The 23,512-nt window shown below is 39.3% G+C and carries 24 protein-coding genes, 1 tRNA gene and 1 rRNA gene; 13 read left to right on the top strand and 13 right to left on the bottom strand.

Annotated elements, in window-relative coordinates:
• From WC841_03130 to recF, 3 genes are all read right to left on the bottom strand, one after another.
• Nucleotides 1-421, bottom strand: a 16S ribosomal RNA gene (locus tag WC841_03130); the annotation flags it as partial.
• Nucleotides 422-611: 190 nt separating this feature from the next.
• Complete coding sequence (locus WC841_03135) at nt 612-1,046, bottom strand: cytidine deaminase (protein MFA5828324.1); 435 nt, start codon at nt 1,044-1,046, stop codon at nt 612-614.
• Between the two features lie 7 nt (nt 1,047-1,053).
• Nucleotides 1,054-2,115 (bottom strand): DNA replication and repair protein RecF, encoded by a 1,062-nt coding sequence (gene recF / locus WC841_03140; GenBank protein ID MFA5828325.1) that lies wholly within the window; start codon nt 2,113-2,115, stop codon nt 1,054-1,056.
• A gap of 68 nt (nt 2,116-2,183) precedes the next feature.
• On the opposite strand from recF, the gene WC841_03145 reads away from it, so the two are divergent.
• Nucleotides 2,184-3,137: a queuosine salvage family protein gene (locus WC841_03145; protein ID MFA5828326.1), complete on the top strand. Its 954-nt coding sequence runs from the start codon at nt 2,184-2,186 to the stop codon at nt 3,135-3,137.
• A gap of 482 nt (nt 3,138-3,619) precedes the next feature.
• Here the strand turns inward: WC841_03145 and WC841_03150 are convergent, their stop codons facing one another.
• Nucleotides 3,620-4,075, bottom strand: coding sequence for a hypothetical protein (locus WC841_03150; protein MFA5828327.1), 456 nt, complete (start codon nt 4,073-4,075; stop codon nt 3,620-3,622).
• A 123-nt stretch (nt 4,076-4,198) separates the two neighbouring features.
• Between WC841_03150 and WC841_03155 the strand changes: the two genes are divergently transcribed.
• From WC841_03155 to WC841_03175, 5 genes are all read left to right on the top strand, one after another.
• Nucleotides 4,199-4,381 carry a superinfection immunity protein gene (locus WC841_03155; protein MFA5828328.1) on the top strand — a complete coding sequence of 61 codons (183 nt, stop codon included), beginning with the start codon at nt 4,199-4,201 and terminating at the stop codon, nt 4,379-4,381.
• Between the two features lie 89 nt (nt 4,382-4,470).
• Nucleotides 4,471-6,393 carry an N-6 DNA methylase gene (locus tag WC841_03160; GenBank protein MFA5828329.1) on the top strand — a complete coding sequence of 641 codons (1,923 nt, stop codon included), beginning with the start codon at nt 4,471-4,473 and terminating at the stop codon, nt 6,391-6,393.
• A 1-nt stretch (nt 6,394) separates the two neighbouring features.
• A complete protein-coding gene (locus tag WC841_03165; protein ID MFA5828330.1) occupies nt 6,395-7,822 on the top strand; it encodes a restriction endonuclease subunit S in 1,428 nt (475 codons plus the stop codon).
• A 105-nt stretch (nt 7,823-7,927) separates the two neighbouring features.
• Entirely contained in the window at nt 7,928-8,512 is a 585-nt protein-coding gene (locus WC841_03170; GenBank protein MFA5828331.1) for a hypothetical protein, read from the top strand.
• Nucleotides 8,513-8,799: 287 nt separating this feature from the next.
• Complete coding sequence (locus WC841_03175; protein ID MFA5828332.1) at nt 8,800-8,970, top strand: hypothetical protein; 171 nt, start codon at nt 8,800-8,802, stop codon at nt 8,968-8,970.
• Between the two features lie 1,674 nt (nt 8,971-10,644).
• Here the strand turns inward: WC841_03175 and WC841_03180 are convergent.
• Both WC841_03180 and WC841_03185 read right to left on the bottom strand, forming a co-directional pair.
• Nucleotides 10,645-10,716: transfer RNA gene (locus WC841_03180), tRNA-Tyr, on the bottom strand.
• Nucleotides 10,717-11,100 carry a group I intron-associated PD-(D/E)XK endonuclease gene (locus WC841_03185; protein MFA5828333.1) on the bottom strand — a complete coding sequence of 128 codons (384 nt, stop codon included), beginning with the start codon at nt 11,098-11,100 and terminating at the stop codon, nt 10,717-10,719.
• An 81-nt stretch (nt 11,101-11,181) separates the two neighbouring features.
• Between WC841_03185 and WC841_03190 the strand changes: the two genes are divergently transcribed.
• The gene (locus tag WC841_03190) at nt 11,182-11,952 is read left to right on the top strand and encodes an exodeoxyribonuclease III (protein ID MFA5828334.1); all 771 of its coding nucleotides are present in this window, start codon (nt 11,182-11,184) and stop codon (nt 11,950-11,952) included.
• Here the strand turns inward: WC841_03190 and WC841_03195 are convergent.
• Nucleotides 11,891-12,724 carry a hypothetical protein gene (locus WC841_03195; protein MFA5828335.1) on the bottom strand — a complete coding sequence of 278 codons (834 nt, stop codon included), beginning with the start codon at nt 12,722-12,724 and terminating at the stop codon, nt 11,891-11,893. The genes WC841_03190 and WC841_03195 overlap by 62 nt on opposite strands.
• A gap of 19 nt (nt 12,725-12,743) precedes the next feature.
• Entirely contained in the window at nt 12,744-13,442 is a 699-nt protein-coding gene (locus WC841_03200; protein ID MFA5828336.1) for a YgjP-like metallopeptidase domain-containing protein, read from the bottom strand.
• 65 nt (nt 13,443-13,507) lie between these two features.
• Here WC841_03200 and WC841_03205 point away from each other — a divergent pair, with 65 nt between their 5' ends.
• The 5 genes from WC841_03205 to WC841_03225 are packed head-to-tail and all read left to right on the top strand — an operon-like array spanning nt 13,508 to nt 17,285.
• Nucleotides 13,508-13,951, top strand: a complete 444-nt coding sequence (locus WC841_03205) for an RpiB/LacA/LacB family sugar-phosphate isomerase (protein ID MFA5828337.1) — start codon at nt 13,508-13,510, stop codon at nt 13,949-13,951.
• Entirely contained in the window at nt 13,935-14,987 is a 1,053-nt protein-coding gene (gene pgk / locus WC841_03210; protein MFA5828338.1) for a phosphoglycerate kinase, read from the top strand. Before WC841_03205 ends, pgk begins: the two co-directional genes overlap by 17 nt.
• A 37-nt stretch (nt 14,988-15,024) precedes the next feature.
• The gene (locus tag WC841_03215) at nt 15,025-16,068 is read left to right on the top strand and encodes a type I glyceraldehyde-3-phosphate dehydrogenase (GenBank protein ID MFA5828339.1); all 1,044 of its coding nucleotides are present in this window, start codon (nt 15,025-15,027) and stop codon (nt 16,066-16,068) included.
• Entirely contained in the window at nt 16,052-16,714 is a 663-nt protein-coding gene (locus WC841_03220; GenBank protein MFA5828340.1) for a hypothetical protein, read from the top strand. The genes WC841_03215 and WC841_03220 overlap by 17 nt, the downstream gene beginning before the upstream one ends.
• A complete protein-coding gene (locus WC841_03225; protein ID MFA5828341.1) occupies nt 16,707-17,285 on the top strand; it encodes an LOG family protein in 579 nt (192 codons plus the stop codon). Before WC841_03220 ends, WC841_03225 begins: the two co-directional genes overlap by 8 nt.
• Here WC841_03225 and WC841_03230 read toward each other — a convergent pair.
• Nucleotides 17,262-18,221: a CapA family protein gene (locus tag WC841_03230; protein ID MFA5828342.1), complete on the bottom strand. Its 960-nt coding sequence runs from the start codon at nt 18,219-18,221 to the stop codon at nt 17,262-17,264. The two genes, WC841_03225 and WC841_03230, sit on opposite strands and share 24 nt — an antisense overlap.
• Before the next feature lie 27 nt (nt 18,222-18,248).
• On the opposite strand from WC841_03230, the gene WC841_03235 reads away from it, so the two are divergent.
• Nucleotides 18,249-19,046 (top strand): PEGA domain-containing protein, encoded by a 798-nt coding sequence (locus tag WC841_03235; protein MFA5828343.1) that lies wholly within the window; start codon nt 18,249-18,251, stop codon nt 19,044-19,046.
• On the opposite strand, the gene WC841_03240 is transcribed toward WC841_03235, so the two are convergent.
• The 4 genes from WC841_03240 to WC841_03255 are packed head-to-tail and all read right to left on the bottom strand — an operon-like array spanning nt 19,021 to nt 23,476.
• Nucleotides 19,021-20,076 (bottom strand): MraY family glycosyltransferase, encoded by a 1,056-nt coding sequence (locus tag WC841_03240; GenBank protein ID MFA5828344.1) that lies wholly within the window; start codon nt 20,074-20,076, stop codon nt 19,021-19,023. The genes WC841_03235 and WC841_03240 overlap by 26 nt on opposite strands.
• A complete protein-coding gene (locus tag WC841_03245) occupies nt 20,076-20,456 on the bottom strand; it encodes a hypothetical protein (GenBank protein MFA5828345.1) in 381 nt (126 codons plus the stop codon). Before WC841_03245 ends, WC841_03240 begins: the two co-directional genes overlap by 1 nt.
• Nucleotides 20,457-20,461: 5 nt before the next feature.
• The gene (locus WC841_03250; GenBank protein ID MFA5828346.1) at nt 20,462-21,925 is read right to left on the bottom strand and encodes a hypothetical protein; all 1,464 of its coding nucleotides are present in this window, start codon (nt 21,923-21,925) and stop codon (nt 20,462-20,464) included.
• Between the two features lie 9 nt (nt 21,926-21,934).
• Nucleotides 21,935-23,476 (bottom strand): hypothetical protein, encoded by a 1,542-nt coding sequence (locus WC841_03255; GenBank protein ID MFA5828347.1) that lies wholly within the window; start codon nt 23,474-23,476, stop codon nt 21,935-21,937.
• Nucleotides 23,477-23,512 lie beyond the last annotated feature (36 nt).

Below are 23,512 nucleotides of genomic sequence, written 5' to 3' on the forward strand. Positions count from 1 at the left end.
CTTTCGTCCATTGCGCAAAATTCCTAACTGCTGCCTTCCGTAGAAGTATGGGCCGTGTCTCAGTCCCATTGTGACGGACTCTCCGCTAAGAGCCGTTAGCCGTCATAGCCTTGGTAGGCCATTACCCCACCAACTAGCTGGTAGCAAGTACGCCACTCTCTTCGTGATTTGCATCTTTAATCCGAATATTGCATCGGATTCTATGGGAAATTACCCCCGCTTTCGCGGGGCTATGTCCCACAAAGAGGTATGTTCGTACTCATTACTCACCCGTTCGCCACTGAACCAGCGATCTACACAAAAACATCGAATACTTAGGAATAATTTGATATCTTTGTGTAGACCACAGGCCCCGTTCGACTTGCATGTCTTAGGCACATCGCCAGCGTTCACCCTGAGCCACGATCAAACTCTTAGTACAACTCCGCAAAAGCGGAGCTTTTTGTCAAAAATGATTTCCGAATTATCGGAGTCACCTTCTGGCACTAACAGTCAACTGGCTCTAAACAAATTGAATACAGGAATTTTAAAGTACCAGATGAATCGACTTGATTCATAGTAGGGATATTATATAGTAGATTGCTAAAAAATACAGTAGGGAAAAGTTGGAATTAGCCCTGATATCTTTTTAAATAGACAAGATGTTTTTTGGTAACGTACCCGTGAGGGAGGAGCTGTTTTAGAGAGGTGATTTTATGGACCCCATGAATATCGGAAATCACTACGTCAATATCTTTGTTGCTGATTTGATAGAACTGGGTTAAATATTGTAAACAAGCTCCGCAGGGATGGACCTGTTTAAAGTCCACGACACAAATAGCTTTAATTTGATATTTACCATGAATAACGGCATGGTCGATTGCCGATCTTTCGGCACAAACTCCTAAACCGGTTATAACCGACTCGATAAGACAGCCCCCGAAGTATTCCCCATCGACCGTAAGTACCGAGGCACCAATTTTATGTTTTGATCTGACAGTGAATGATTTCGGACGCGATTCGGTTGCTACTTTTATAAGAGTTGATATTTCGTCTTTTGTAAGCACTGGATTATTATAACTGAATAATTTTGGCGGAAGGAAGGATAGAGACTGATTCCGGCTCGGAAGAAGTGAATATTGTTTGATACCTTTGGCAAATTTTGCCAATGAGCTTTTGGTGGTTTTCGTCTAATTCCGAAAAGATATCGTCCAGAAGTAATATGGGTGATTCCTGGTATTTGGTTTCAAGATAGTCTATTTGTCCTAGTCTAACGGTAAATGTGGCTAATCTTTGCTGGCCACGGCTGCCCCAACTGGCTAAATTCTTGTCGGCAGAGTGAAAAACCGAATTATCAAAACTAAAATCATCGCGGTGAAGTCCGGATTGAGTGTAGCCACACTCAAGCTCCCGAGAATAATTTTGATCGATTTTTTCTTGAGTAAGAAAAGAGGGGTAATAGTTTATGGAAATTGTGTTTATTTCCAGGTCGGGGTGATTTTGAAAAAAATTGTTGAGATGTTTTATGAAAGATAGTCTAAAATCGTGGACTATTTTGTCATTTTTTGTCAGGGATTGATCCCAATAATAGAGTTCGGATTTATTATTTTTGCCACATCTGATTAGGTCTAATAATTCGTTACGGTGTTTTAGGGCCCGATTGTATTGCGATAAGGCGGAGGAATAGCGCCATTCTGATTGCATAAATATTTCATCAAGGAAGTCGCGTCGACGGCCGGGGGAGCCGGCTACTAGCCGAATATCGTCGGGGTGAAAAATTACAGTTTTAATCTGGCCGATAAACTCCTTCCGAAGTTTTTCGGCCCTATTGATTAATAACTTACGGGTAACGGCAGTTTTGGCGGGATCGTTTGTTAGCTGAATCTCCAGTTCGCTGAGTTCATTGTTTGTAGACAGTTTACCCCTAACCGAGGAATACGACGAATCCCACATAATAAGTTTTGAGAGGGAGGTTGAGCGAAAACTCTTGCCGTGAGATAGGAGATAAATTGATTCCAGGATATTGGTTTTTCCGGAACCATTCGGACCAATAATGAGATTGGTTTTTGGATCGAATTCAAAAAGTGTTTTTTGATGAGACCGGAAATTTTCCAGGAGTAACTTGGTGAGAAACATTAAGGCAATTATACCTGCTTCGATGTTGTGGATGGTTTACATAACTTTGATTGTTCTATAATTACGACATGATAGACGTATTAAAAACAACAAAATATGTAGCTGATAATTCAAAGTTGGTAAAAATCTCTACAAGAGCAATTGAAAAGCTGGTAAATAGTGTGCAGGAGAGTGAATTGGATTCGTTTGACTTGGGATATTTTGGCTATAATTGGCCTTTTGATCTTCAGATGGAATTGGTTTTTATATTTAACGCTGTAAATTTTTGTTATTGGTCGGGAAAAGGCGAACAAAAATGGACGGTTGAAATTGGAGGCAAGAAATTAGATGGGGCAATTGCTCTATTTAAATGCTTGGAGGAGGAGGCTAATAGAAATGACTCGTTTTTCCGACCGGAAACTCTGGCCAATTTAAATGAAAATGATTTAAAAAGAATTCTCAGGGGAAATGCAGAGATTCCATTGTTTGATGAGAGATTGGAATGTTTAAGAGAGTTGGGGCAAGTAACAAAAGACAGGTATGGCGACTATTTGAAAATTATTGAAAATAGCGAACATGACGCTATGAAACTAGTAGAAACAATAACTATTAATTTTCCGAGATTTAACGATGTTTCTGAATATAGTGGCAAAAGCATAGGGTTTTACAAGCGGGCACAACTGAATGTCAATATGATAAACAGTATCTTGGTATCTGTAGGACAAGCCCCAATGTTAAACATTGATAAGTTGACGGCATTTGCGGATTATAAAGTGCCACAGATACTTAGAGGGATGGGCATTGTCAAGTATTCAAATACATTGTCGAAAAAAATAGATGATTACGAGTTAATTCCCGTAAATTCAAGAGAAGAAGTCGAAATAAGGGCAAATACAGTTTGGGCGGTTGAGCTCATCAGAGAAGAATTAAGTAAGACGTTCCCCGTGACATCGCCTGAAGTTGACACTGTTCTTTGGACGAGATCGCAGAAAAAGGAACCCGGCGAAAAACCATATCACCGGACACTAACAACGGCTTACTAGAATTTTGGTCCGGAGAGTATCGGTAGCGTGGAACGAATTATTTGCTAACCTAATTTCCATCTACGAAACTCTTAAGCCTATTATACCTGAAGAAAAATTAGCTTTGGATTATTCCTATTAGGGATTACCAGTATAGTAATAGAACTATAATATAAAGAAGTGTTAATAGGACTGTTATCAATAATTTTCAAATACGTCATACCAAGGGTAGGTAAGCCGAAGCATTCTTAAGCGCCGGAGAGGTCTAAGTGGTCGGAGAGGTCTAAGTGGTCGGAGAGGTCTAAGTGGTCTTAGCTTGAAAGGTTCCCCATAACGTTTTACAATCCTGTCATCTGAACTAACGTAACCAATAAATGACATGTCATTTGCACTGTAAACTTCATTACCGTTCAAGATAAAACCAATCCAATTGCATTCGGTATCAAACAGATAGTTTCCGTTAATAAAAGCAATATAGTTACCTGATGTATTAAAGATATATCTCATTGTCTATCTCTTAATAAAGTAACCTGTGAATACAGATACAAAATACCCCCTATTACCATCATTACAATAGCACCCACAACCTGATAATCAGTCTTACCAATCGGAACACTGTGTTCAGAAGTTATAAAGTTAATTCCTATACCTATTAATATGGTTGCAAATAAATTTAAGACAACCGAATTGAGTGCTTTGTATTTATTAAGTTGGTAGTCGTTAGCGTATGTTTTTAAAGTCTCGTTCTCTGTTTCCAGTTGAGTAATTTTTGATTCGCAGTTTTTGGTATAAGTTAGAATTGTACTAGCTAATGGTCTATTGCCAGTTAAATCTTTAGCCTTAATCGTTCCTAAACTGGTTGGGTCAATACCTAAAGGACCGTTACTATTAGCCAAGGGAGGTGTGTTTGTTGTTTGAGGAGGAGTTACGGGGGGAATAATTGTTTTAGGTTTAGCCATTGTAATTATTTTACTCCATAATGGATATTTTTCTGGTTAGTAGGACTAATAGCATAAAGTATTAATAGCTATTAATACTCTATGGATTACGTAGGATTTGAGTTTTTGTGATATAAATGGCGTATGGATGACGTATCAGGTTTTTTATCTTTACTTTTCATATTGGCTTTGTATTTACTGCCAACCATTATTGCTTTTTCAAAGCGGAAAAAGAATAAAGTAGCCATTTTCTTAACTAACTTTTTATTGGGCTGGACGGTATTAGGCTGGATAATTTCTCTAATCTGGTCGGTAACAAACGATTAGAGCTGGACTACTAAATTAAGTAGATGAGGGGAAATTGGTAGATAATGTATATAATCAGAACTAGAGTTAAGGGTTAAAAAAATAATAATATGGACACCTATCAGGTATTACAAAAAATCTTTAAAAACCCCGAACAGGACCTTTTCATGTTTGATGACCTTTCCCAAATAAATATATATGAAAAAGGTGAAGGGATGTTTTATGTAAAAGCAATTTCAAAACTAGATGAAGAGAAATTGGTCTACAACGCCAAGACTGGAAAATCCGCACCTGAAGAAATTGTTAGACAACTATATTTAGTGCAACTTACAAAGCATTATAAATACCCTAAAAGTCTTATTGAGCTTGAGAAGCAAGTAAATTTTGGACGTGAGCAAAAACGAGCAGATATAGTGGTTTACAGGCCTGACGGCATTACCCCGAAAATAATAATTGAGGTAAAAGCTCCAAGTGAGGACAATGATGTCCAGCAGTTAAAATCATATTTGAATGCTGAAGGGGCACCCGTAGGGGTTGCGTTGAATGGTAAAACACGCCTTATCCTATACAGACCATATCCAAAAGATTTTGATGACACACTTGACGATATTCCTGCCTCTGATGAAGGGATAGAAGATGTTTTAGCAAAACGAAAAACTCTTAAAGATTTGAGAGATATTGAGCTAAAAGAAGTAATTGAAGAATTGCAAGAGCTGGTATTGGCTAACTCCGGAGCTGATGTATTTGACGAGATTTTTAAACTGATATACGCAAAACTATATGATGAAAAAGAAGCTTTAACACGACCCAATCAAGAACTGTTTTTTAGAAAAAGCCCGACAGGAAACCCATTAGAAACAAAGCGAATTATTGATGACCTTTTTGAAGGAGCTAAGAATGAATGGCCCGATATTTTTTCTAAGGATGACAATATTAAACTACGGCCAGAACATCTTTCAGTTTGCATAGGAAGACTTCAGGAGGCAAGACTATTTGGTTCTAACCTCCGTATCATTGATGAAGCATTTGAATATTTACTGCCTGATGTTGCCAAGGGAAAGAAAGGTCAATACTTTACACCTCGTGTGGTGATTGATATGTGTGTTCAGATGCTTAATCCGCAGAAAAAGGAGTATGTGGTTGATACCGCCTGTGGGAGTGCAGGCTTCTTGGTCCATACAATGCAGTATGTTTGGAAAAACTTGCCAACCCCTGAAACTCATAGAGAATATGCTAGCAGGTATCTCTTTGGGATAGATTTTGATGAGAAGTCAACCAAAATTAGCCGAGCAATTATGCTTATTGCAGGAGATGGTAAAAGCCATATCTACAAGACAACCTCACTTGACTCTAGAGAATGGCCTGAACGGCTTAAAAGCGACCTGAATGACTTAGGTTTGGTCAGACATTTTGATAATTACGATACAGATAGAAACAATAGAGAAACTTTCCAGCAATTAGGCTTTGATGTACTGCTAGCCAATCCCCCTTTTGCTGGCGAAATAAAAGAAAAGAATTTGTTGGCTCAATATGTTCTAGGTAAGAACAGTAAAGGAAAACTCCAAAACAAAGTTGAACGCCATTATCTGTTTATTGAGAGGAATCTTGATTTTGTAAAGGCTGGCGGTCGTCTGGCGGTTGTTTTACCGCAAGGTATTTTTAACAATACGGGTGATGAATACGTCAGAAAATATATAATGCAAAAAGCTCGTATATTGGCGGTTGTAGGCCTGCATGGAAATTCATTTAAACCTCATACAGGTACTAAAACGTCAATCATTTTCTTACAAAAATGGCGTGATGATGAGCTAGACCAAGGGGGTAACCCCACTACTCAAGATTACCCGATTTTCTTTGCCACACAAAAACAGTCATTCAAAGATAATAGTGGTGATTATATTTATGAAAAAGATAATGATGGTCAGTTAATAAAAGATGAGAGTGGTAATCCGAAATATCTAAGCGACCTTGATGAAATTGCTGATGCTTTTGTTGCTTGGGGTAAGGAGCAAAGTTTAAGTTTCTTTAAATAATATGGACTGGCAAACTATTGTCAAAGATAACAATTTAGATGTATCGGTTATAAATAGCTCTGATTTAAACGAGGACATTAGATTTGAAGCTGAATTTTATCGTCCAGAATTTATTCAAATTGAAAACTTACTTAAGAAGAGAGGGGTTGAAAGCTATGGTTCTTTTATTAAAAATATACAATGTGGCCCTTTTGGCTCAACAATTCTTTCTGATTCTTATGTTGAAAGTGGGGCGTATTTAGCTAGGCCATTTAATTTAAGAAATTGCGTAATTACTGATGATAATAGAGTGTATATTAGTGAAGAAGATTTGAAGAATAAAAAGTTAAATGAATATAATAATGGTGATATATTTTTTTCAAGGGTGGGAGAGATAGCTTGTAGTTTAGTTTGGGGATTTGGAGAAAAAGATAAAGTAACAATAAGCCCTAATATAATCGCGGTTAAAACTGACACAAAAAAATTGTCTCCATTTTACACAGTAATATTTTTTGAAACAAAATATGGTAAAGGGCAGATGCTTAGGGCTCAAATAGTAGTTGCTCAACCGACCATATCTACCCAGCTTATTAAATCTTTGCTTATACCAATACCCTCAATTAATTTACAAAATTCTATAGAAAAAATATACAGAGCTTATGTTGTGGCATTAAAAAAATCTGCAGATAATTATAGGGAAGCGGAGAAGCTATTCCTAAAAGAAATTGGCCTTTTTGATTATGAAGTAGGTGGAAAAAATATCTCTATCCGAAACTTTATAGATTGTTTAATTGAAGACCGTTTTGATGCCGAATATTGGCAACCAAAATATGACGAAATGTTTTGTAAGATACGAGAAAAACCTTATAAGAAAATTGGTGATATTGCGAATGTTGAGACTGGTCAATATATAAGCGAATATGTTGAGAAAGGAGCTGATACCAAATCTTTTATCAGGGGTACGGATGTTTCTCAATACGAGATTGATACTAATAGCTTGCTGTTTGTCCGCGTATCTGACCAAAAGAAAAAACATGTTGCCAAAAAAGATGATGTAGTAGTCGCCAGAGTAGGTTCTATAGGCTTATGCGCACGCATACAAGATAACCTAGTAGGCTCTACCATTAGTGATAATCTTATTGCTATTAGAACCAAGGCAGATATTGAGATGAGCTCATATTATCTTACGGTATATCTTAATAGCTTCGTGGGCCAAGAGTTTATGAAGCGCTTAAGTAGGGGTAGTGTTCAACAGCGTTTAAATCAAGAAACTCTAAAAGAATTACCTGTCCCGATTCTTGATATTGATATTCAATACAAAATAGAGAAAATGGTAATTGATGGTCATTTAGCGAAAAATGAAGCTAAGGACCTTTTTGAAAAAGCTAAGCGAGCAGTAGAAATATTTATTGAACAAGATGAAGAAAAGGCCTTGAGTTTTATTCAATAAATCACCAAAAAAGTTGGATTTCTGAAAAAACATGACTTTCCCCAATATACTTGACACGCAAGATACTGGTTGGTAATATATGAATTAGACAGTGGTGTCTAATTTATGCTTTTTATTACTGATAATCTTCTAGCCAAGGCTTCGGAAACAATCAAGAAATGTAATCTTGGTGATATTTTCAATCAAAAAAAATACACGATAGCTGATACTCCCCTGTCATACAGGCAAGCTAATACTTTAGACAAGGACAAGTTACTAAATGATAATAGGACGGGTGGTAAAGGTTGGAGAAAATTTAGCTTTAAAGAATTGGTTTATATTGATATTGTCTTGGACCTTAAGAAATTTGGGGTTAAACATGAGCAATTAAAACAATTATGGCAATCATTCTTTAAAGAGCCTGATGGTTTATTGGTCCCTAGTTTAGTACCAAATAGAGGAGAATCGGAAATAGCAATTTCTAGCGTGTTTGGTGGTGTTGAAATGGTTCTTTGTATAGATAGTGATGGAGAAATATTATATTTTGACCCTCAATTTTCTACTAAGTATAGTCAAAGCTCCAAGCCACTGATACGGGTTAGTTTAAATGTGGTAATTAATAAAATTATTAAACTAATAATTAAAGAGGAATTACCGGTGGAGGATTCAATCAAAAAATTAATAGTTGAGTACAAACTGATAGAAAAATAATATGAATCCCAAAAAAATATTAAATATTGAAAATTTACATTCAATAATTAATGGACATTTTACGCCACTATTTAAGCTCAGTTTACAAATTTTAGTCTAAAAATAATAAGTAAGAATAAATAAATAATTATCAATTTAGGCCAAGATTGTAACTCCTTTACTTAGGCAAGGCCGGCTGACAGCTACTAGTTCTTTTTGAAAGAATTGAGAAGGAACCAATCAACACATAATTTGTGTTGGTTGGCGAGTCATTTCTTAACCACACACAGATAGTGAGGTTTAAGAATATGACAGTTAATAGAGCAAGAAAAATACTAGGAAATATGGCAAAAGACTACTCTGACGAGCAGGTCATGAACTTGGTTAAGCAAGTCAAAGCTCTAACTGATATTTGTGCAGAAAATATAAATAAAAGGATGAAAAACGAAGGAGTTAGTTTTTTATATAAAGTAAAATAAAAGAAATGATAAGAGCAATTATATTGGCAAGAGCATCTGACCCAAAACAAATTATCATGGGTGATACGTTGGACGACCAACTTTATCTCTGTAAGAAGCTCATAGTTGCAAGAGGGTGGGATTTAGCTGAAGTGTTTCCCTGTGTAGAAAGTGGCCGAAAGAAGGAAAAAGAATACTTTTGGAAAATCTATAAATATTGCGAAGAGAGACAAAATACTCCAAAAAAGATTGACTACTTGGTTGTGAAAAATTTGAGTAGATTTACGAGAGGTGGCGGTGCCGAGTATCTTTATCTTAAAAAACTTTTAGCTGAAGTTGGAGTAAAGGTTCAGGATACACTTGGAACCGTAGGAGATGAAATAAATACTTTGGGTGACTTAGGATTTAAATACGAGTGGAGCATTCAATCCCCCACAGAGGCCATTGAAGTGAGTCAAGCCGAGGGAAATTTGCAATACGTGAGAAATCAACTAACACAGATGATTAGTGGATGTATTCGCTATATCCAAAAAGGATATTGGAATGGTCCGGCACCTTTTGGGTTAAAAAACAAAAAGGTGGAAACTCAAGAAGATGGAATAAGGAACATTCTTGCTGAAAATACTATTGAAAGTCATTTTGTTAAGCGAATTTATGAGATGAGAGCTAGTGGAGTATCTGACAAGGAAATTGCTGAAAAAATAAATTTGATGGGATTTAAGACTAGGTTAATGGCAAAAAGAGACCCAATAACTAGGATGAAGATTGGAACAAGAGGGGGAGTTCCGCTTACCGTTAAGAAAATCCAAGAGTGGGTAGTTAATCCTATTTATTGCGGAGTCATTGTTGCTTTGTGGACAAAGTATCAACCTATCAAGGCAGTTATGTTTGACGGATTGGTTGATATAGAGACTTTCAACTCTGCTAATAAAGGTAAAATTTTTATATCAAAGAATGTTGATGGTACTTATTTGATTAAACGAAATATTAAATGGGCGAATATAAATCAACCCGATAAAAGAATGAGGTATAACCCGTTTTACCCGTACAAAGGCATTCTACTGTGCCCTGTATGCAAAAAAGAGGTCAAGGCGAGTGCTTCAACTGGCCATTTGGGAACTAAATATCCTGCTTATCACTGTGACAGGAATCACCATAAAAGATGGCACGAAAAGCGAGAGGATGTTCATAAAATAGTTGAGAACTTTACAGAGAACCTAAAATTTTCTGAAGAATTTACAAAACTGTTTCAAGAAGTGTTTGTGGAGTCTTGGCAGGAAAAAAGACAAGTTGCCATGGTTGACAGTGAAAGGGCCGAAAACTACGTTTTAGAGCTTGTAGTGAAGCGAAAAAGCATATTGGAGACAATCAAAACAACTGATAGCTTGCCTGTCAAGAAGGCATTAGAAGAAGAATTTGAGGCAATTGATAGTGAAATAGAAAAAGCAAGAAGCGGGAGAAATGGGGTGGAGAGAAAAGAGGTGGATATTAAGCATATTTTGAAATATGCGGGATATTTAGTGGAACACCCAAAGGAACTACTGATAGATACGGACAACATGATAAATCAGAGGTATCTTTTCGGATTGGTATTTGACACCCTTCCAACAGTTGATGAATTAGTTAGTGGAACCGCCAAATTACAGCCAATATTCCAATTAAAGGGAAATGAAAATATGTCAAAAAGAGACTTAGTCCAGCGGGCAGGAGTCGAACCTGCTCAAAATGGTTTTACAGACCATCACCTAACCGTTCGGTCACCGCTGGTTATTTAACTAAATATTTTTTATATTTTGGCCCCAGAACTAAATTGTATTTTGCAACAAGTTCCAGGCTAGGAATAAAATATTTTTCGAGATTTTGGGTAACGACAAAAAGATAGTCACAGTTTGCCGTGTCAAATTTTTTAATTTTTCCAACACTGGTTCTATTGCCACCTTTTACCGACAAATTGACTTCGTAACTTTTTCTTTTATAGCTACAAGTTTTAACCTGGACTCTCCCCAAATGGCTTCCGTCATCAATGATTAAATCATAGTCTTGACTATCGGTGAGAGGGATACCAACTGTGTATCCTACGCTTGTAAAATAGCCAATAGCTACACCCAATCCCATATCTCCTTGTTTTTTAGAGTTTTTAAAGAGCCCCATTAACAGTATGATACACCGTTAATGACCACTGGTAAAATGTAGATGATTATAGCAGATTTTGTTAACTGGTAGAATAATAATATGCGTAACATCAGAATAATTTCTTGGAATGTGGCCGGAATGAGGGCGGCGATAAAAAAGGGATTGTGGGATTTTGTAAAAACAGACAACGCAGAAATATATTGTCTTCAAGAGGTGAAAGCATATCCTTCGCAAGTGCCAATGATAGAGTGCCCCGGGGATTATATCCCCTATTGGAACCCGGCTAAAAAAGCCGGCTATTCCGGGGTAATGACATTGACGAAGATGGAACCAAAAAAAGTAATTGTGGGAGACAGGGATAGCGATTGGGACGACGAAGGAAGGGTTTTGATAACTAAATTTGATGAATTTACCCTGCTAAATGTTTATTTTCCGAACGGCAAAAAGGATAAAGGAAGACTGCAATATAAAATGGATTTTTATGAAAATTTTTTGAAATATATAATCGAATTGAGAGAGCGGGGTGAAAAGGTTATATTTTGCGGTGACGTAAATACCGCCCATAATGAGATTGATTTGGCGAGACCAAAAGAAAACGAGTTGGTTTCCGGATTTTTGGAGATTGAGAGAAAATGGATGGATAAATTAGTAAAAAATGGTTTTGTTGATACCTACAGAATATTTAATAAGGACAGAATCGGATATAGCTGGTGGAGTCAAAGGGGCGGGGCCAGAAAAAGAAACGTCGGGTGGAGGATTGACTATTTCTTTGTCTCAGAAGAACTAAAAGATAATGTAGTTGGCGCTTTTATATTGCCGGAGGTGGTGGGGAGTGATCATTGTCCAGTTGGGATGGAGTATCGGATTTGAGCATAAGTGAAGTACCAATACCGATAACCAAAGAATTGAAGAAAGGAAATGAGAGGTGGATATTTTGTTTCAAAATGTAATTTAAAAGTAGGCCAATTATTACCCAATCCACGAACAAGATGATGGTGTAGATAAAAAGAGAGGTACCGTAGATTTCTAATTTTTTATCGTTTGGGTGAAGTTTGAATATCTTTATAATGGTTTTGGCGACCCAAGAGTACCAGAGGTTTTGGCTGAGGAAAATGATAAGCAATAGTGGAGTGGCCATGAAGGGAACAAAATAATATAAATTACGTCCGCTTCGGAGGATTAAGGGCAGATACTGATTAACAAAATTAACAATTTGGTTTTTGTCCAAATTGTAATTGACGGTGGCCGGAATTGTTTCTACCTTGTAGGTGTTTTCCTTGTCAGGATAGACGTAATAGTTGGTCCCGACCAGAGCAATCGGTTTGCAAAGGGAGGAGTAGGTTTCGTCAGTAAGAGATAGAACTCTAGGGTCCCGGTCGCCAGTAAAAACAATTCCCGATTGGCTTTTGTCGTCTAAAACAAGGCAATATGGGGTTTCACGATTGACAGACACTTGGCCGCTTTTTACGGAGATAATCAGGTCGTCGGGGTAACGGGAAACCAGATTCGTGTCTACCCAGGTTGAAGCGTTAGACAAAATATCATTTAGGGTAGAAAGGGGCAAAATGAGATAGAACCAGCCAATGATGGATGACAAGAGAAGAAAGATAGTGAGGTAAAGGACCGATTTTTGGGTTTTCATATGTAGATTGTAACTTATTTTATGGTTTGATAATGAAATTCTTGGTCCCCTCTTTTTTTAACCAAAGATTGTTGGCTTTCCAATTTGGATCGTATTTCCCGAAGGTCTCCCAATAGTGACGGCTGTGATTTTTAACCTCTAAGTGAATTAACTCATGCAGGAGAATATGGCGAAATTTATCTTTTGGAAAGAAAATAATTTGCCAGTTGAAATTTAAGTTGTTTCTGCCCGAGCAGGAACCAAAAAGAGATTTTTGGTTTTTCAAAGAAAGACGGAAATATTTGAAATGATATAAGAGACAGAGATTGTCTAATTCCTGCCGGATTAAGGGTAGGGCTAAGCGACGAAGACGGGGTTCAAGGATTTTTTTGAGGTGGGGGCTGGTTTTTGTTTTGGCATTAATATCAATAATATGTTCATCGGGGAAAATAATAACCGAATCGTGTTTGGCCGGATGAATGTTTAGGGCGTATTTTTGATCGAGGATGGTAAGGGAAGAAAGACGAAGGAGGGAGCGGGGAGACTTAAATTTGGTTGAATTTTTAATAATCCAATCGGCATGCTGATTGATGAATTTTTTAATAAAGAAATCGGGGGTAAGATGAGGGCAGGAAACGGTAAAAGAAGAGCGTGATTTTAGGCGCAAGCTAAGGGAACGGACTAGTTTACGAAAGACAGAATATGTAAAGACTTTATTAGATAGCGTGATCTCGGGCATGGTATATAATTATATTTGATTAGGAATTATATATTTTAAACTGGATTAAAAAAGATTAGTGATAAATGATATATATCGGGGCGGACCATAAAGGGCATAGATTAAAAAGCAGGATTGTGGATTGGATGAGGGGCTCGGGGATTGACTGTACTGATCTGGGGAATAAGGAATATGACAGTGGCGATGATTACACAGATATTTCGATATTACTGGCAGAAAAGGTGGTATCTGAGAGGGCGAAAGGGATATTAATTTGCGGCTCGGGGGTGGGGGTATGTGTGGCGGCAAATAAGGTTAAGGGGGCGAGGGCGGCTTTGGTTACAAACGATAAACAAGCCCGATTGGCCAGAGAAGACGATGACGCCAACATATTATGTCTGTCGACTGACGTGGTGGGCGATGAAGATAATATCGGGATTGTTAAAACTTTTTTAGAGACAACTTTTTCATCTGAAGAAAGACATATCAAAAGGATTAATAAAATAAAGGAATATGAAAATAAATCTTAGTCCTGTTTCTGAGGTAGATCCTAACTTAAGAGTCTTGTTGAGAATGGACACTGATCTTCCCATGGATGACGGACAGATATTGGACAACAGCAGGTTGGTCAAGACTATCCCCACAATAAAGTTACTCCTGGAGAAGAATTGCAAAATTGTAATTATTGGCCATCGAGGACGGCCGGAGGGAAAAATTGCCCCTGAAATGTCTTTGAAACAGATTTATCTGGAACTGATGGATTTACTGGAAAATGACGGACAGAGTTTAGTTGAGAGTGTGTTTGTAGAAAACTTTACCGATCAGGAAAAAATAAAACAGGCACTGGAAACAAATCAGATAGTTTTTTTGGAAAATCTGAGATTCCACCCCGGAGAAGAGGCCAATGACCCCCTTTTCCTGAAAGGATTGGTGGATCTATGCTCGGTGTTTGTAAATGATGCCTTTGCGGTAGCCCACAGGAAATGCGCCTCGATAATGCTTCATAACACCATGCCTGCTTTTTATGGGATAAGTTTTGTTGAGGAGGCAGAAAAAATTGCTAAGTTACTGGATCCGGAACGACCGTTGACAATAATTCTGGGGGGGGCAAAAAAAGATAAACTGGATTATTTGCCGGAGTTAGAAAAGATAGCAGACAGAATTTTGATTGGAGGAAAATTACCAAAATTAATGCAAAACCCCTCCCCCGCTTCGCGGGACCTCCCCTTGACAGAGGAGGCTAAAGTTGTGGTGGCAAAATTAAGGGAAGACGGATTGGATTTGAGCGATGAGGATATCGAAAAATTTAAAGAAATAATAAATAGCTCTAACACAGTTATTTGGGCCGGAGCAATGGGTTTTTACGAGTCTCCGGAGAGTAAAAAAGGGACCGATGAAATAGCTAGCGCAATTGCGGAGGCAAATGCATATAAGGTAATTGCCGGTGGGGATACATCGGCTTCGGTGAGTAATTTGGGGGTGAGAGAAAAAATTGATTATGTGTGTTCCGGGGGCGGGGTAATGCTTGAATTTTTAGCTAAGGGAACTTTACCGGCTTGGGGATAATGAGGTGAATTGAGGAAAAATGGTTTATGATTAAGATATGGATAACATTAAACCAAAAATAAAAATCGGCATAAACGGTTTCGGGAGGATTGGGACGGTGGTGTTGAGAGCTATTCTAATGGAAAAATATGACGTTGAGGTGGCGGCAATAAACACAACCGGAGCTTTTGGGGTTGATACTTACGCACAACAATTCAAATATGACTCGGTATACGGAAGAATTCCGTTAAAAGTAGAGGCCAGAGATCCCGAGAAAGGTGCGGAGTTGGGGAGGCTCATGGTTGGAGACTTAAGTATTCCGGTTTTGGGGGAAATGGATCCAAATCGGATTAACTGGAGGGGGTACGGGGTAGATGTTGTTTTGGAATGTACCGGAGCCTTTACCGATAATAAGGCCCTGGCTCATATTAAAGCAGGAGCCAAAAAGGTGGTGATTTCAGCTCCGGCAAAAGATCCGAAAATTCCGGTGTTTATCCTGGGAGTGAACGAGGAAAAATATAAAGGAGAGGCTTTGATTTCAAACGGCTCATGCACGACTAATTGTGTCGCTCCAATTGTAAAAATTATTGATCAGGCTATTGGCTTTCAGGAGGGTATTCTGACGACAATTCACGCTTATACGACTAATCAAAATATTGTTGACGGAGCCGGTAAGGATCCGCGAAGGGCCAGGGCAGCGGCAATAAACATTGTTCCGACTTCCACGGGGGCGGCCGAGGCAGTAATCGCTGCTTATCCGGAGTGCAAAGGGCGGTTTGCCGGGACAGCCATAAGAGTACCGGTGGTATGCGGCAGCTATTCTGATCTTACATTTAAGCTAACCCGGAGGACAACAGTGGAAGAAATTAATTCAATATTGGAAACGGCTAGTGTTTCTCCCATATTGGTGGGAAAATTAAAAGTTTCCTATGAACCACTAGTTTCTTCTGACATCATTGGAAATAACGCATCGTGCGTCATTGATACAATGATGACTAAGGTGGTTTCCGACGACATGGTGTCAATCGGGGCGTGGTATGATAACGAATATGGGTACAGTTGCAGGCTAGCAGAAATGGCGATGTATGTCGGCCAAAAGTAAAATGACGATAATTCCCACTATTTTTGATAAAGATTACAGAGAGGCGGAAAGAAAACTGGGGCTAGTTTCCGGATTGACTAAGTGGGTTCAGATTGATGTTACAGATGATATGTTCACCCCAGGGAAAACTTTTGAGCTGGAACTACTGAATAAGTTTGAGACAAACGGGATTAATTTTTTGTACGACATACACTTAATGGTTAAAGATCCGATTAAATGGTTGGAAAAGTGTTTGTTTGTCAATGCGACCAGAGTTATCGGGCAGGTGGAAATGATGAGTAGCGTCGAGGCATTTGTCGAAAAATCAAAAGATATCGGTTTCGAAGCAGGAATTGCCTACGATTGGGGAACAGAGATTGGGAAAATCCCCAAGGAAACTGATGAAATACTTTTAATGGGAAGAAAGGCAGGGTTTGGTGATTTTGAACTGGAGAAGGGTATATTTATAAAAATTGAGGCTTTAAAACAGAGGAGGGTTGATGATAATTTGGATTTTATGATCGGAGTTGATGGAGCAGTGACTTTGGGAAATGTGGCAAAAATCAAAACGGCGGGGGCGGATTGGGTGTATTGCGGAGAAGCTGTTTTTCATGGTAACGTCAATGACAACTTAGACTTGTTAAGAAAGGAGATAAAGAGTGATTGACAAAACCAGTAAAAAAATAAAAAGAATAACATTTTTTGGCGATGGAGATAGGCGGTGTGAGGATAAAAAATATTACAGGCAAGCCTTTGAGTTGGCGAAACTATTAGCAGAAAACGGATATATTGTAGTAAACGGCGGTGGCCCCGGGGTGATGAAGGCAGCAACTTTGGGGGCAAAAGCAGGGGGAGGGAAGGTTGAGATAGCGATTTTGGATCCAAAGAACCAACCGGCAAATTATGAGGGGGTCAATAAAGATAATTACGCGTTGGCAGATAAGATATTCATGATGTCTTCGTATGAGACTAGGCTGAAAAAACTGATGAACCGAGGAGATGCCTTTGTAATTTTTAGCGGAGGGACGGGAACGATATCGGAAATCGGGATGACATGGAACAGAGCAAAGTATGAGTATGGGCATCATGAACCGCTAATTTTTTTCGGTAAATTCTGGAGGAGGATTGTGGCGGATTTAATTGCCGGCCTGGGCCTGGAAGAGAAAGAAAAAAAGGTGGTAGAGATGGTGGAAAGTCCAAACGAGGTGCTGAAATTACTGAAAAGAATCAGCGGATGAGGTCTTGAGGACAGGGCGGGAATTTTGTTGGATTTCGATGGGAAAGACTTCTTGTCTTAGAATCTCATTTTTGGTGAGAGTGAGACGGACTATATTTGAATGGGAGGTGGCGTACGACCAACTTTGATCAAAGATAAAATTACCATAAGAATAAAAAATCGGTTTCCCCCGGTAATACTCTTCCGGCTGCCAGACATGAGGGTGATGGCCGTGAATTATGTCGGCGCCAGCATCAACCAGATCTTTTCCAAATTTTTGCCGCCAGGCTTCTGGCTTGGGAAGATATTCGTTTCCCCAATGGAGAGAAACAATGAGCCAGTCGACTTGTCCGTCTGAGTTTTTAACAGTTTCGATGATTTTGTTTTTATCGTAATTGGGGTAGGTAATAAAGTCATAACTTAAAAAACCAAATTTAATATCATTGACGGTTTTGGTGACAAATTCTTTGTCAGGATCGTGACCGTAGATGTAGACGAGACTGTTTTGATCCAACATATCCTCTGTTTGGACTAGCCCATCCCGGCCATAATTTAAAATATGATTATTGGCCAGTGATAAGACGAATTTATTTTCGACCAGTTGGGGCAGAAAACGAGTGTCTCCGCAAAAGGTAAATGTGCCGGTAAAACCGGTCGGGCAGTCGTTGATAATCGGACTTTCAAGATTAGCCAGATTGAAATCATTTTCTTTTAACCAATCTCCTACTCCAGAAAAGCTCCATGAAAAATCATTCCTAGACCTGGCTGTGGAAGTGATGTGGCGTCCTAAACCAAGATCCCCTACTAATCCGAGAACCACTGGCGGAATGAGGGTAGGAGAGGGTTGGACCGTGGGGGGAAAAGCTGAGGGGGATGATTCTTTGACGGAAATTGATTTGGGGTTGGGAGAAAAAAGGGAAAGAAAAAAGGCGGTTATTAATGCGATAACAGAAGACATATAATTGTTTAGTATACTTGATATTGTATGTTCAAAAAAATAATTTTACTAGGTTGCTTATTAATGTTGGGGGGTTGCGGCATTATACCAAGGAAATCCGGAGTGGAAATCGTTTCCACCCCGCCGACAAAGGTATATATCGATGAAAAGGAAGCAGGAATGACGCCTTATAAAAATAACTCTCTTGTGCCCGGGGAAATCGACTTGAGATTGGTAGCACCGGAGGGGGTGGAATGGAAAAAAAAGATCAAGATGTTTAACGGGGTTAACACGGTCGTAAACTGGAAACTATCCGATACCGAGAGCGAAAATGGGGGTTATATTTTGTATCTGGAAAAAACGGGCGATAAAAATAAGGCCGGGTTATTGGTTAATGCATCGCCGGATCAATCGGTTGTTTATATCGACGGGGAAATAAAAGGATTTACCCCCATGAGGCTTGATAGTATCGGCGAGGGTGACAGAGAAATATCTGTTTCCTTCCCGGGTAGGAAAAGTACAAATATTATTGTAAAGGCTCTAAATGGTTTTCTATTGGTGCTAGACACTACTCTTCCGGAGGAAGAACCGTTAGCAACGCCGACGCAAGAACCGGTAGCCCAACCGTCTTTAATAAGCTCCGGGCAAAAGATAATGATAAAGGAAACAGAGACAGGCTGGTTGAGAGTAAGAGATCTGCCCGGCAATACGGCAACAGAAATTGACAGAGTTAAACCACTTTCGATTTATACCATGCTTTCGGAAAATAACGGATGGTTCCAAATCGATTTGGGGAATGGAGAATCGGGCTGGGTTTCGACTAAGTACGCCGAGAAAGTTGAATAAGTGATCCAAAAAAAAGTAGGGCGACCCCGACAAAGACGTACATCTTTTGTTGGCTGTTTAGAAACAAAGAAATAATTCCCAACAAAAGGCTGATGGCCCAGTAAAAAACCGATATTTTTCGTCGGCTCCAGCCAAGACGCAGCAACCGATGATGAAAGTGGCTACCATCGGAAACAAAAATCGGACGGTGGTCGATTATCCTTTTGGTCAAAACATAGAGACCATCTAGCATCGGGATACCCAAAAGAAAAATAAGCGTTGCCAACTTTGCTCCCGAGAGGATTGAAAGAACTGCCAACAAGAGCCCGGCAAGACTTTTTCCACTGTATCCGGGCATGATACTTTGGGGATAAAAATTATAGGGGAGAAAACCAAGATAGGCACCGGCGACAGCCCCGGCTAAAATAATTACCGGCCATTGAGTGACGTCAGTGGCATATCTTAGACCAAGAATTCCAATAAAAATAGCGGAAATACCCGCAAAGCCAGGTAGCTGACCTTCGACCCCCGCCGCCCACCCCACTGAATTCATACACCAAACAATCCAAAAAACGGCCAGTAAATCGGAAATAACCCAAATTGAGTGAGGGCCAAGAAGATCAAAATTAATTTTTAGGGTGGATAAGTCGATAATCCCGCCAAGAGGATTGGAGATATAGGCGATACCTATGCCGGAAGATACAACCAACAGCGCCGCGACAATATTAGTCAGGAGTCTGGTTTTGGGGTTGACGTCTTTGATATCGTCAAATACTCCGACAATAAGGGTAAGAATTGAGGACAAAAGGATAAAGACCAAATGTTTGTCCGGGGGCAGGAAAAGCAGAGCCGAGAAGGTAATTCCAAAAAAAATCGGTATCCCCCCGCCCCGAGGAACAGAGGCGGTGGCAGTGGCGTTGTGGGTTTTGAGCTGTTTTTTCTCAGGATTTTCTACCCAACCTTTGGCAATAAAAAAATTCCTGGTAATCGGAGTGAGAACCCAGGATACAAAAAAGGAGGAAAAGATGGCCGTAACGAATTTCAGGATCATCAGGAGACCAGATAAACTATATGGATTAGGGTAATCAAAGACAATATGGAATAAATAAGGGAGAAGACAACGAGAAGTCTGGAAATCACTTGAATGGAGTGTAAGGTGAAGGCCGACAGAACATTATTGATCAGAGAAAAAAATATTGAAAACGAGGGCAGAAGAAAAAGTGACGAGGCCGAAGCTAGCCTTTGGCTTCCCCAGGGCAGTGAGTAGTATAACGGGACCTGTTTGGGGAGACTGTCGAATTTAAAAAAAATAAAGGCTAGCTGAATTAGAATGGTCAGGGCATTCCATCTGAAGATTGTACCGTTTATTTTTTCCTGCCAAAACTTCCCTAAAACTGACAATTTGACAAAAATAGTTTTTGCAAAGGCCATAAGAGTTATCTTGACCGATAGATCAGGGCGTCGCCTATTTTGACTGCAAGATAGTAATATTTTTTAATAAACAAGTCCAGTTGAGGGAAATCCCTTCCCGGCATATTATAGTAGATTATTACTTTTGGAAGATCGATTTTGAATTTTTCGATGGTCTCATCGTAACCATTGAAATCGACAATGTGATAGGCAGTTGTAAACCTGGCCTGCGGCGGACGGTTTGACAGAGCATAAATCGAAGCGCGATCCCCCCAGATAAATATTTTATCATCAGGAACGGTATTATTTTTTAAAAATTCTGATATTTGATAATTTTCCGGTACATGCCAGCCAAAATAATTGTTGAATTCGTCTTTGGACTTGAACCCCAAAACATATGAATAAAAGTTGGCGTAATAGGAGACGGTGCGATAAAAATAAAATTTGTATTTGACTATTGCACCGGCAAAAACCGCAAAATACAAAACGATTATCAATTTGGTGAAAGTTTTGTATTTGCCAAAAAGATGGACGACCAAAATGGAAAGAGGGGGAATAATTTCAATAAGGTAGTGAGGATAGGGACGACCGGAAAGGAGAGAGCCAAAGAGGGAAAAGGCAAACCAGGAGGTAATCATAAAAGTTTTGGCATCAATTTTTTTCGATACTTTTGAAATATAGCCGACCGCCAGAAGAACAAACAATACCAATAGACGAAGAGCCAATCCGCCACTAAGAGCTGATCCGGAGTGAGTGCCGATGCTCCACGAGGATAGATATCCAAAATTTTGAAGAAGGGAAGCGTAGATAAAATAGTTGAAACCCCCGTTAGCGAGGAAATATAGAGAGCACAAAACAAGAGGAACAAAAAAACCCCCTAAAAGAAGAGCGACCCTTTTGGCAAAGGGAATAATTTCTCTTTTAAAGGCTTTTTGATCGAGCAGGCAAGATGTTTCCCAAAAAATGATGGTGCCAACTTCAAGAGCGGCCGGGGCTTTGATCATAAATGACAATCCCAGGAGCAAGCCGGAGACCAAATAGTGGAGAGGTTTGGCGGCGGTGATGTATATGGTAAAGGCAGCCAGGGTAGGGAGAAGCATGAAAATTTCGGCATTGGCAATATTGCCCTCGAGCAAGGGGATACAAGAAAGAATAATGAAAACGAAAGTGGCGATTTTTTGCAGTCCTCCTGATACAAATTTTTTGGCTAGTTTGTGGAAAAAATAAACAGTCGGGATCATTACGAAAAACAAAAGTAGGCGAAAGCCAAAAACGGTTTTGGAAAAAGCGGCCATAAGATAAAGAAGCGGAGGTTTATTGTCGTGAATTTGACTGTAAAGCTTGACCCCCCGGTTGAGTGCCTGACCAATAGTTAGGTAGATGCCTTCGTCATCATACCAATATGGCTCAAAAAGTGAAGGCAGGCGAAGAAAGATAAATAAAACAGCGATAACCAACAAGAAGTTTGATTTGAGGAACTTCTTTAACATTAATCTATTTTAACTAATTTTTTTAATTGGTGTTTTGTTGGTGGTTTTGTAATCCAGGCGCTTACCCAAGAGAAGACGGGTGTGAGAGTGAAGCCCGGGTAAAACAGACATGGTGAGGGTGGCGATGGGCATAAACGGCCATTGGAGCAGATTCTTGAGAATGTTTACGAAACCCTTTTTTTGATTGTCCGGCCGAAGAATCCAATCAAGGATGATGATAACAATGAGAGGAATTAGGCAGATGGTGAGGATAATATTGGAAATACGGGGAAGGTTAAAACCAATGGCTGTCTGGAAAAACCTGGGATTTAGGATAACCGGCAGAGAGGTACCAAGGGTAAGGATAAACCAATTGCTAGACCAGATAAGATGGGTTTGAATAAGCTTGAAGATGCGAAGACATCGGGTGATGAGGGGAATCTCTTTGTGAATTTTTGCCTGTTCTATGGCATAGGGGATGTCAATTGCCCCCCAGGCATGACGTACACTTTGGTTATAACGATTCTTAAGAGCGGAAAGGTAGTTTTTGCCGCTAGGGGCATCGACGACGGTCGGTAGGAAAATTGGTTCGACCTGGGCTAAACCCCGGGTACTAAAAAAGGATTGGAGAAAAATATGCCAATCTTCTGGGATCATATCAAGATCCCAATATCCAACCGAATCAATGAGTTTGTATGATGAGGAATAGCAGGAATAGTTGAAAAAAAGGCCGTCCGGTTCCTGAATATTGGCGATGTGAATAACGTTGCCCAAAACTCCGATTATGCGGATGGGGGCAGGAACATCATTGATATTGTGATGCCAAAAAATCGGTGATTGCCAAAAACGGAGATATCGATTCGGAGAAGAGGCAAAGCGGTAGGTGAGAGCGGAAAAATATTTTGGATTAAAAATGGTATCAACATCGCAACTGGTTAGGGTGAGGTGGCTGATATCAAATATGCCTTTGTCGATATACTCTTTTTTTACAAATTTAGCAGCCCAGGCCTCGTTGCTATGCTTACCGATGGTTTCTCCAGGTTTACACTTGGCCGGATGTTCAGAAAAAATCAAATGACCAAATACACCTTTGTATTTGGCAGAGAAATAATCGATTGTTTTTTGGTTGTTCTCTTTGCCGGCCCTCTCTTCCTGAGCAATAACAACATTGATTTTTTTTAAATTAATATCAATTTGGGCGGCAAGAGAGCCAACCGCCATTTCGATAACATCAAGAGGTTCTTTATAGGAAGAAATTATTATGATGTGATTAATTTTGTCGTAACTGGGCCAGTTTTTATCGTAGTTTTTTTTAAATAGTTCAAGCCAGTCGATTTTTTTTGATGCGCGAATTTTATAATAACCAATTACGGCCAGAATTGACGATTTAAAAGATTGATACAGCCAATAGACCAAAAAGGCGATGACGAAGTAAGTTACAAGTTTCGGTACCAGAATAGCACCCCAAACCGGAAATAAAATAAAAGTCCAGGCAAAAAAGCCAGGGATCATTTCCCAGAGACGGTATTTTTTGGTGGTTTTGTTGATTTGTGTAGATTCGGATTTGGCCATAATCTTTGGAAGAATCCAAGAATGATAAATTATACC

This window comes from Candidatus Shapirobacteria bacterium, assembly GCA_041659325.1.
Taxonomy (GTDB): Bacteria; Patescibacteriota; Microgenomatia; order UBA12405; family UBA12405; genus JBAZYN01.

Excerpts from the sequence above, each read along its gene's own strand:
- WC841_03250 (MFA5828346.1), bottom strand. The coding sequence starts at position 21,925 with ATGTTAAAGAAGTTCCTCAAATCAAACTTCTTGTTGGTTATCGCTGTT.
- recF (MFA5828325.1), bottom strand. The coding sequence starts at position 2,115 with ATGTTTCTCACCAAGTTACTCCTGGAAAATTTCCGGTCTCATCAAAAA.
- WC841_03155 (MFA5828328.1), top strand. The coding sequence starts at position 4,199 with ATGGATGACGTATCAGGTTTTTTATCTTTACTTTTCATATTGGCTTTG.
- WC841_03240 (MFA5828344.1), bottom strand. The coding sequence starts at position 20,076 with ATGATCCTGAAATTCGTTACGGCCATCTTTTCCTCCTTTTTTGTATCC.
- WC841_03205 (MFA5828337.1), top strand. The coding sequence starts at position 13,508 with ATGATATATATCGGGGCGGACCATAAAGGGCATAGATTAAAAAGCAGG.
- WC841_03215 (MFA5828339.1), top strand. The coding sequence starts at position 15,025 with ATGGATAACATTAAACCAAAAATAAAAATCGGCATAAACGGTTTCGGG.
- WC841_03165 (MFA5828330.1), top strand. The coding sequence starts at position 6,395 with ATGGACTGGCAAACTATTGTCAAAGATAACAATTTAGATGTATCGGTT.
- WC841_03235 (MFA5828343.1), top strand. The coding sequence starts at position 18,249 with ATGTTCAAAAAAATAATTTTACTAGGTTGCTTATTAATGTTGGGGGGT.
- WC841_03170 (MFA5828331.1), top strand. The coding sequence starts at position 7,928 with ATGCTTTTTATTACTGATAATCTTCTAGCCAAGGCTTCGGAAACAATC.
- WC841_03150 (MFA5828327.1), bottom strand. The coding sequence starts at position 4,075 with ATGGCTAAACCTAAAACAATTATTCCCCCCGTAACTCCTCCTCAAACA.
- pgk (MFA5828338.1), top strand. The coding sequence starts at position 13,935 with ATGAAAATAAATCTTAGTCCTGTTTCTGAGGTAGATCCTAACTTAAGA.
- WC841_03175 (MFA5828332.1), top strand. The coding sequence starts at position 8,800 with ATGACAGTTAATAGAGCAAGAAAAATACTAGGAAATATGGCAAAAGAC.
- WC841_03230 (MFA5828342.1), bottom strand. The coding sequence starts at position 18,221 with ATGTCTTCTGTTATCGCATTAATAACCGCCTTTTTTCTTTCCCTTTTT.
- WC841_03255 (MFA5828347.1), bottom strand. The coding sequence starts at position 23,476 with ATGGCCAAATCCGAATCTACACAAATCAACAAAACCACCAAAAAATAC.
- WC841_03185 (MFA5828333.1), bottom strand. The coding sequence starts at position 11,100 with ATGGGGCTCTTTAAAAACTCTAAAAAACAAGGAGATATGGGATTGGGT.
- WC841_03195 (MFA5828335.1), bottom strand. The coding sequence starts at position 12,724 with ATGAAAACCCAAAAATCGGTCCTTTACCTCACTATCTTTCTTCTCTTG.
- WC841_03220 (MFA5828340.1), top strand. The coding sequence starts at position 16,052 with ATGTCGGCCAAAAGTAAAATGACGATAATTCCCACTATTTTTGATAAA.
- WC841_03190 (MFA5828334.1), top strand. The coding sequence starts at position 11,182 with ATGCGTAACATCAGAATAATTTCTTGGAATGTGGCCGGAATGAGGGCG.
- WC841_03200 (MFA5828336.1), bottom strand. The coding sequence starts at position 13,442 with ATGCCCGAGATCACGCTATCTAATAAAGTCTTTACATATTCTGTCTTT.
- WC841_03160 (MFA5828329.1), top strand. The coding sequence starts at position 4,471 with ATGGACACCTATCAGGTATTACAAAAAATCTTTAAAAACCCCGAACAG.
- WC841_03145 (MFA5828326.1), top strand. The coding sequence starts at position 2,184 with ATGATAGACGTATTAAAAACAACAAAATATGTAGCTGATAATTCAAAG.
- WC841_03245 (MFA5828345.1), bottom strand. The coding sequence starts at position 20,456 with ATGGCCTTTGCAAAAACTATTTTTGTCAAATTGTCAGTTTTAGGGAAG.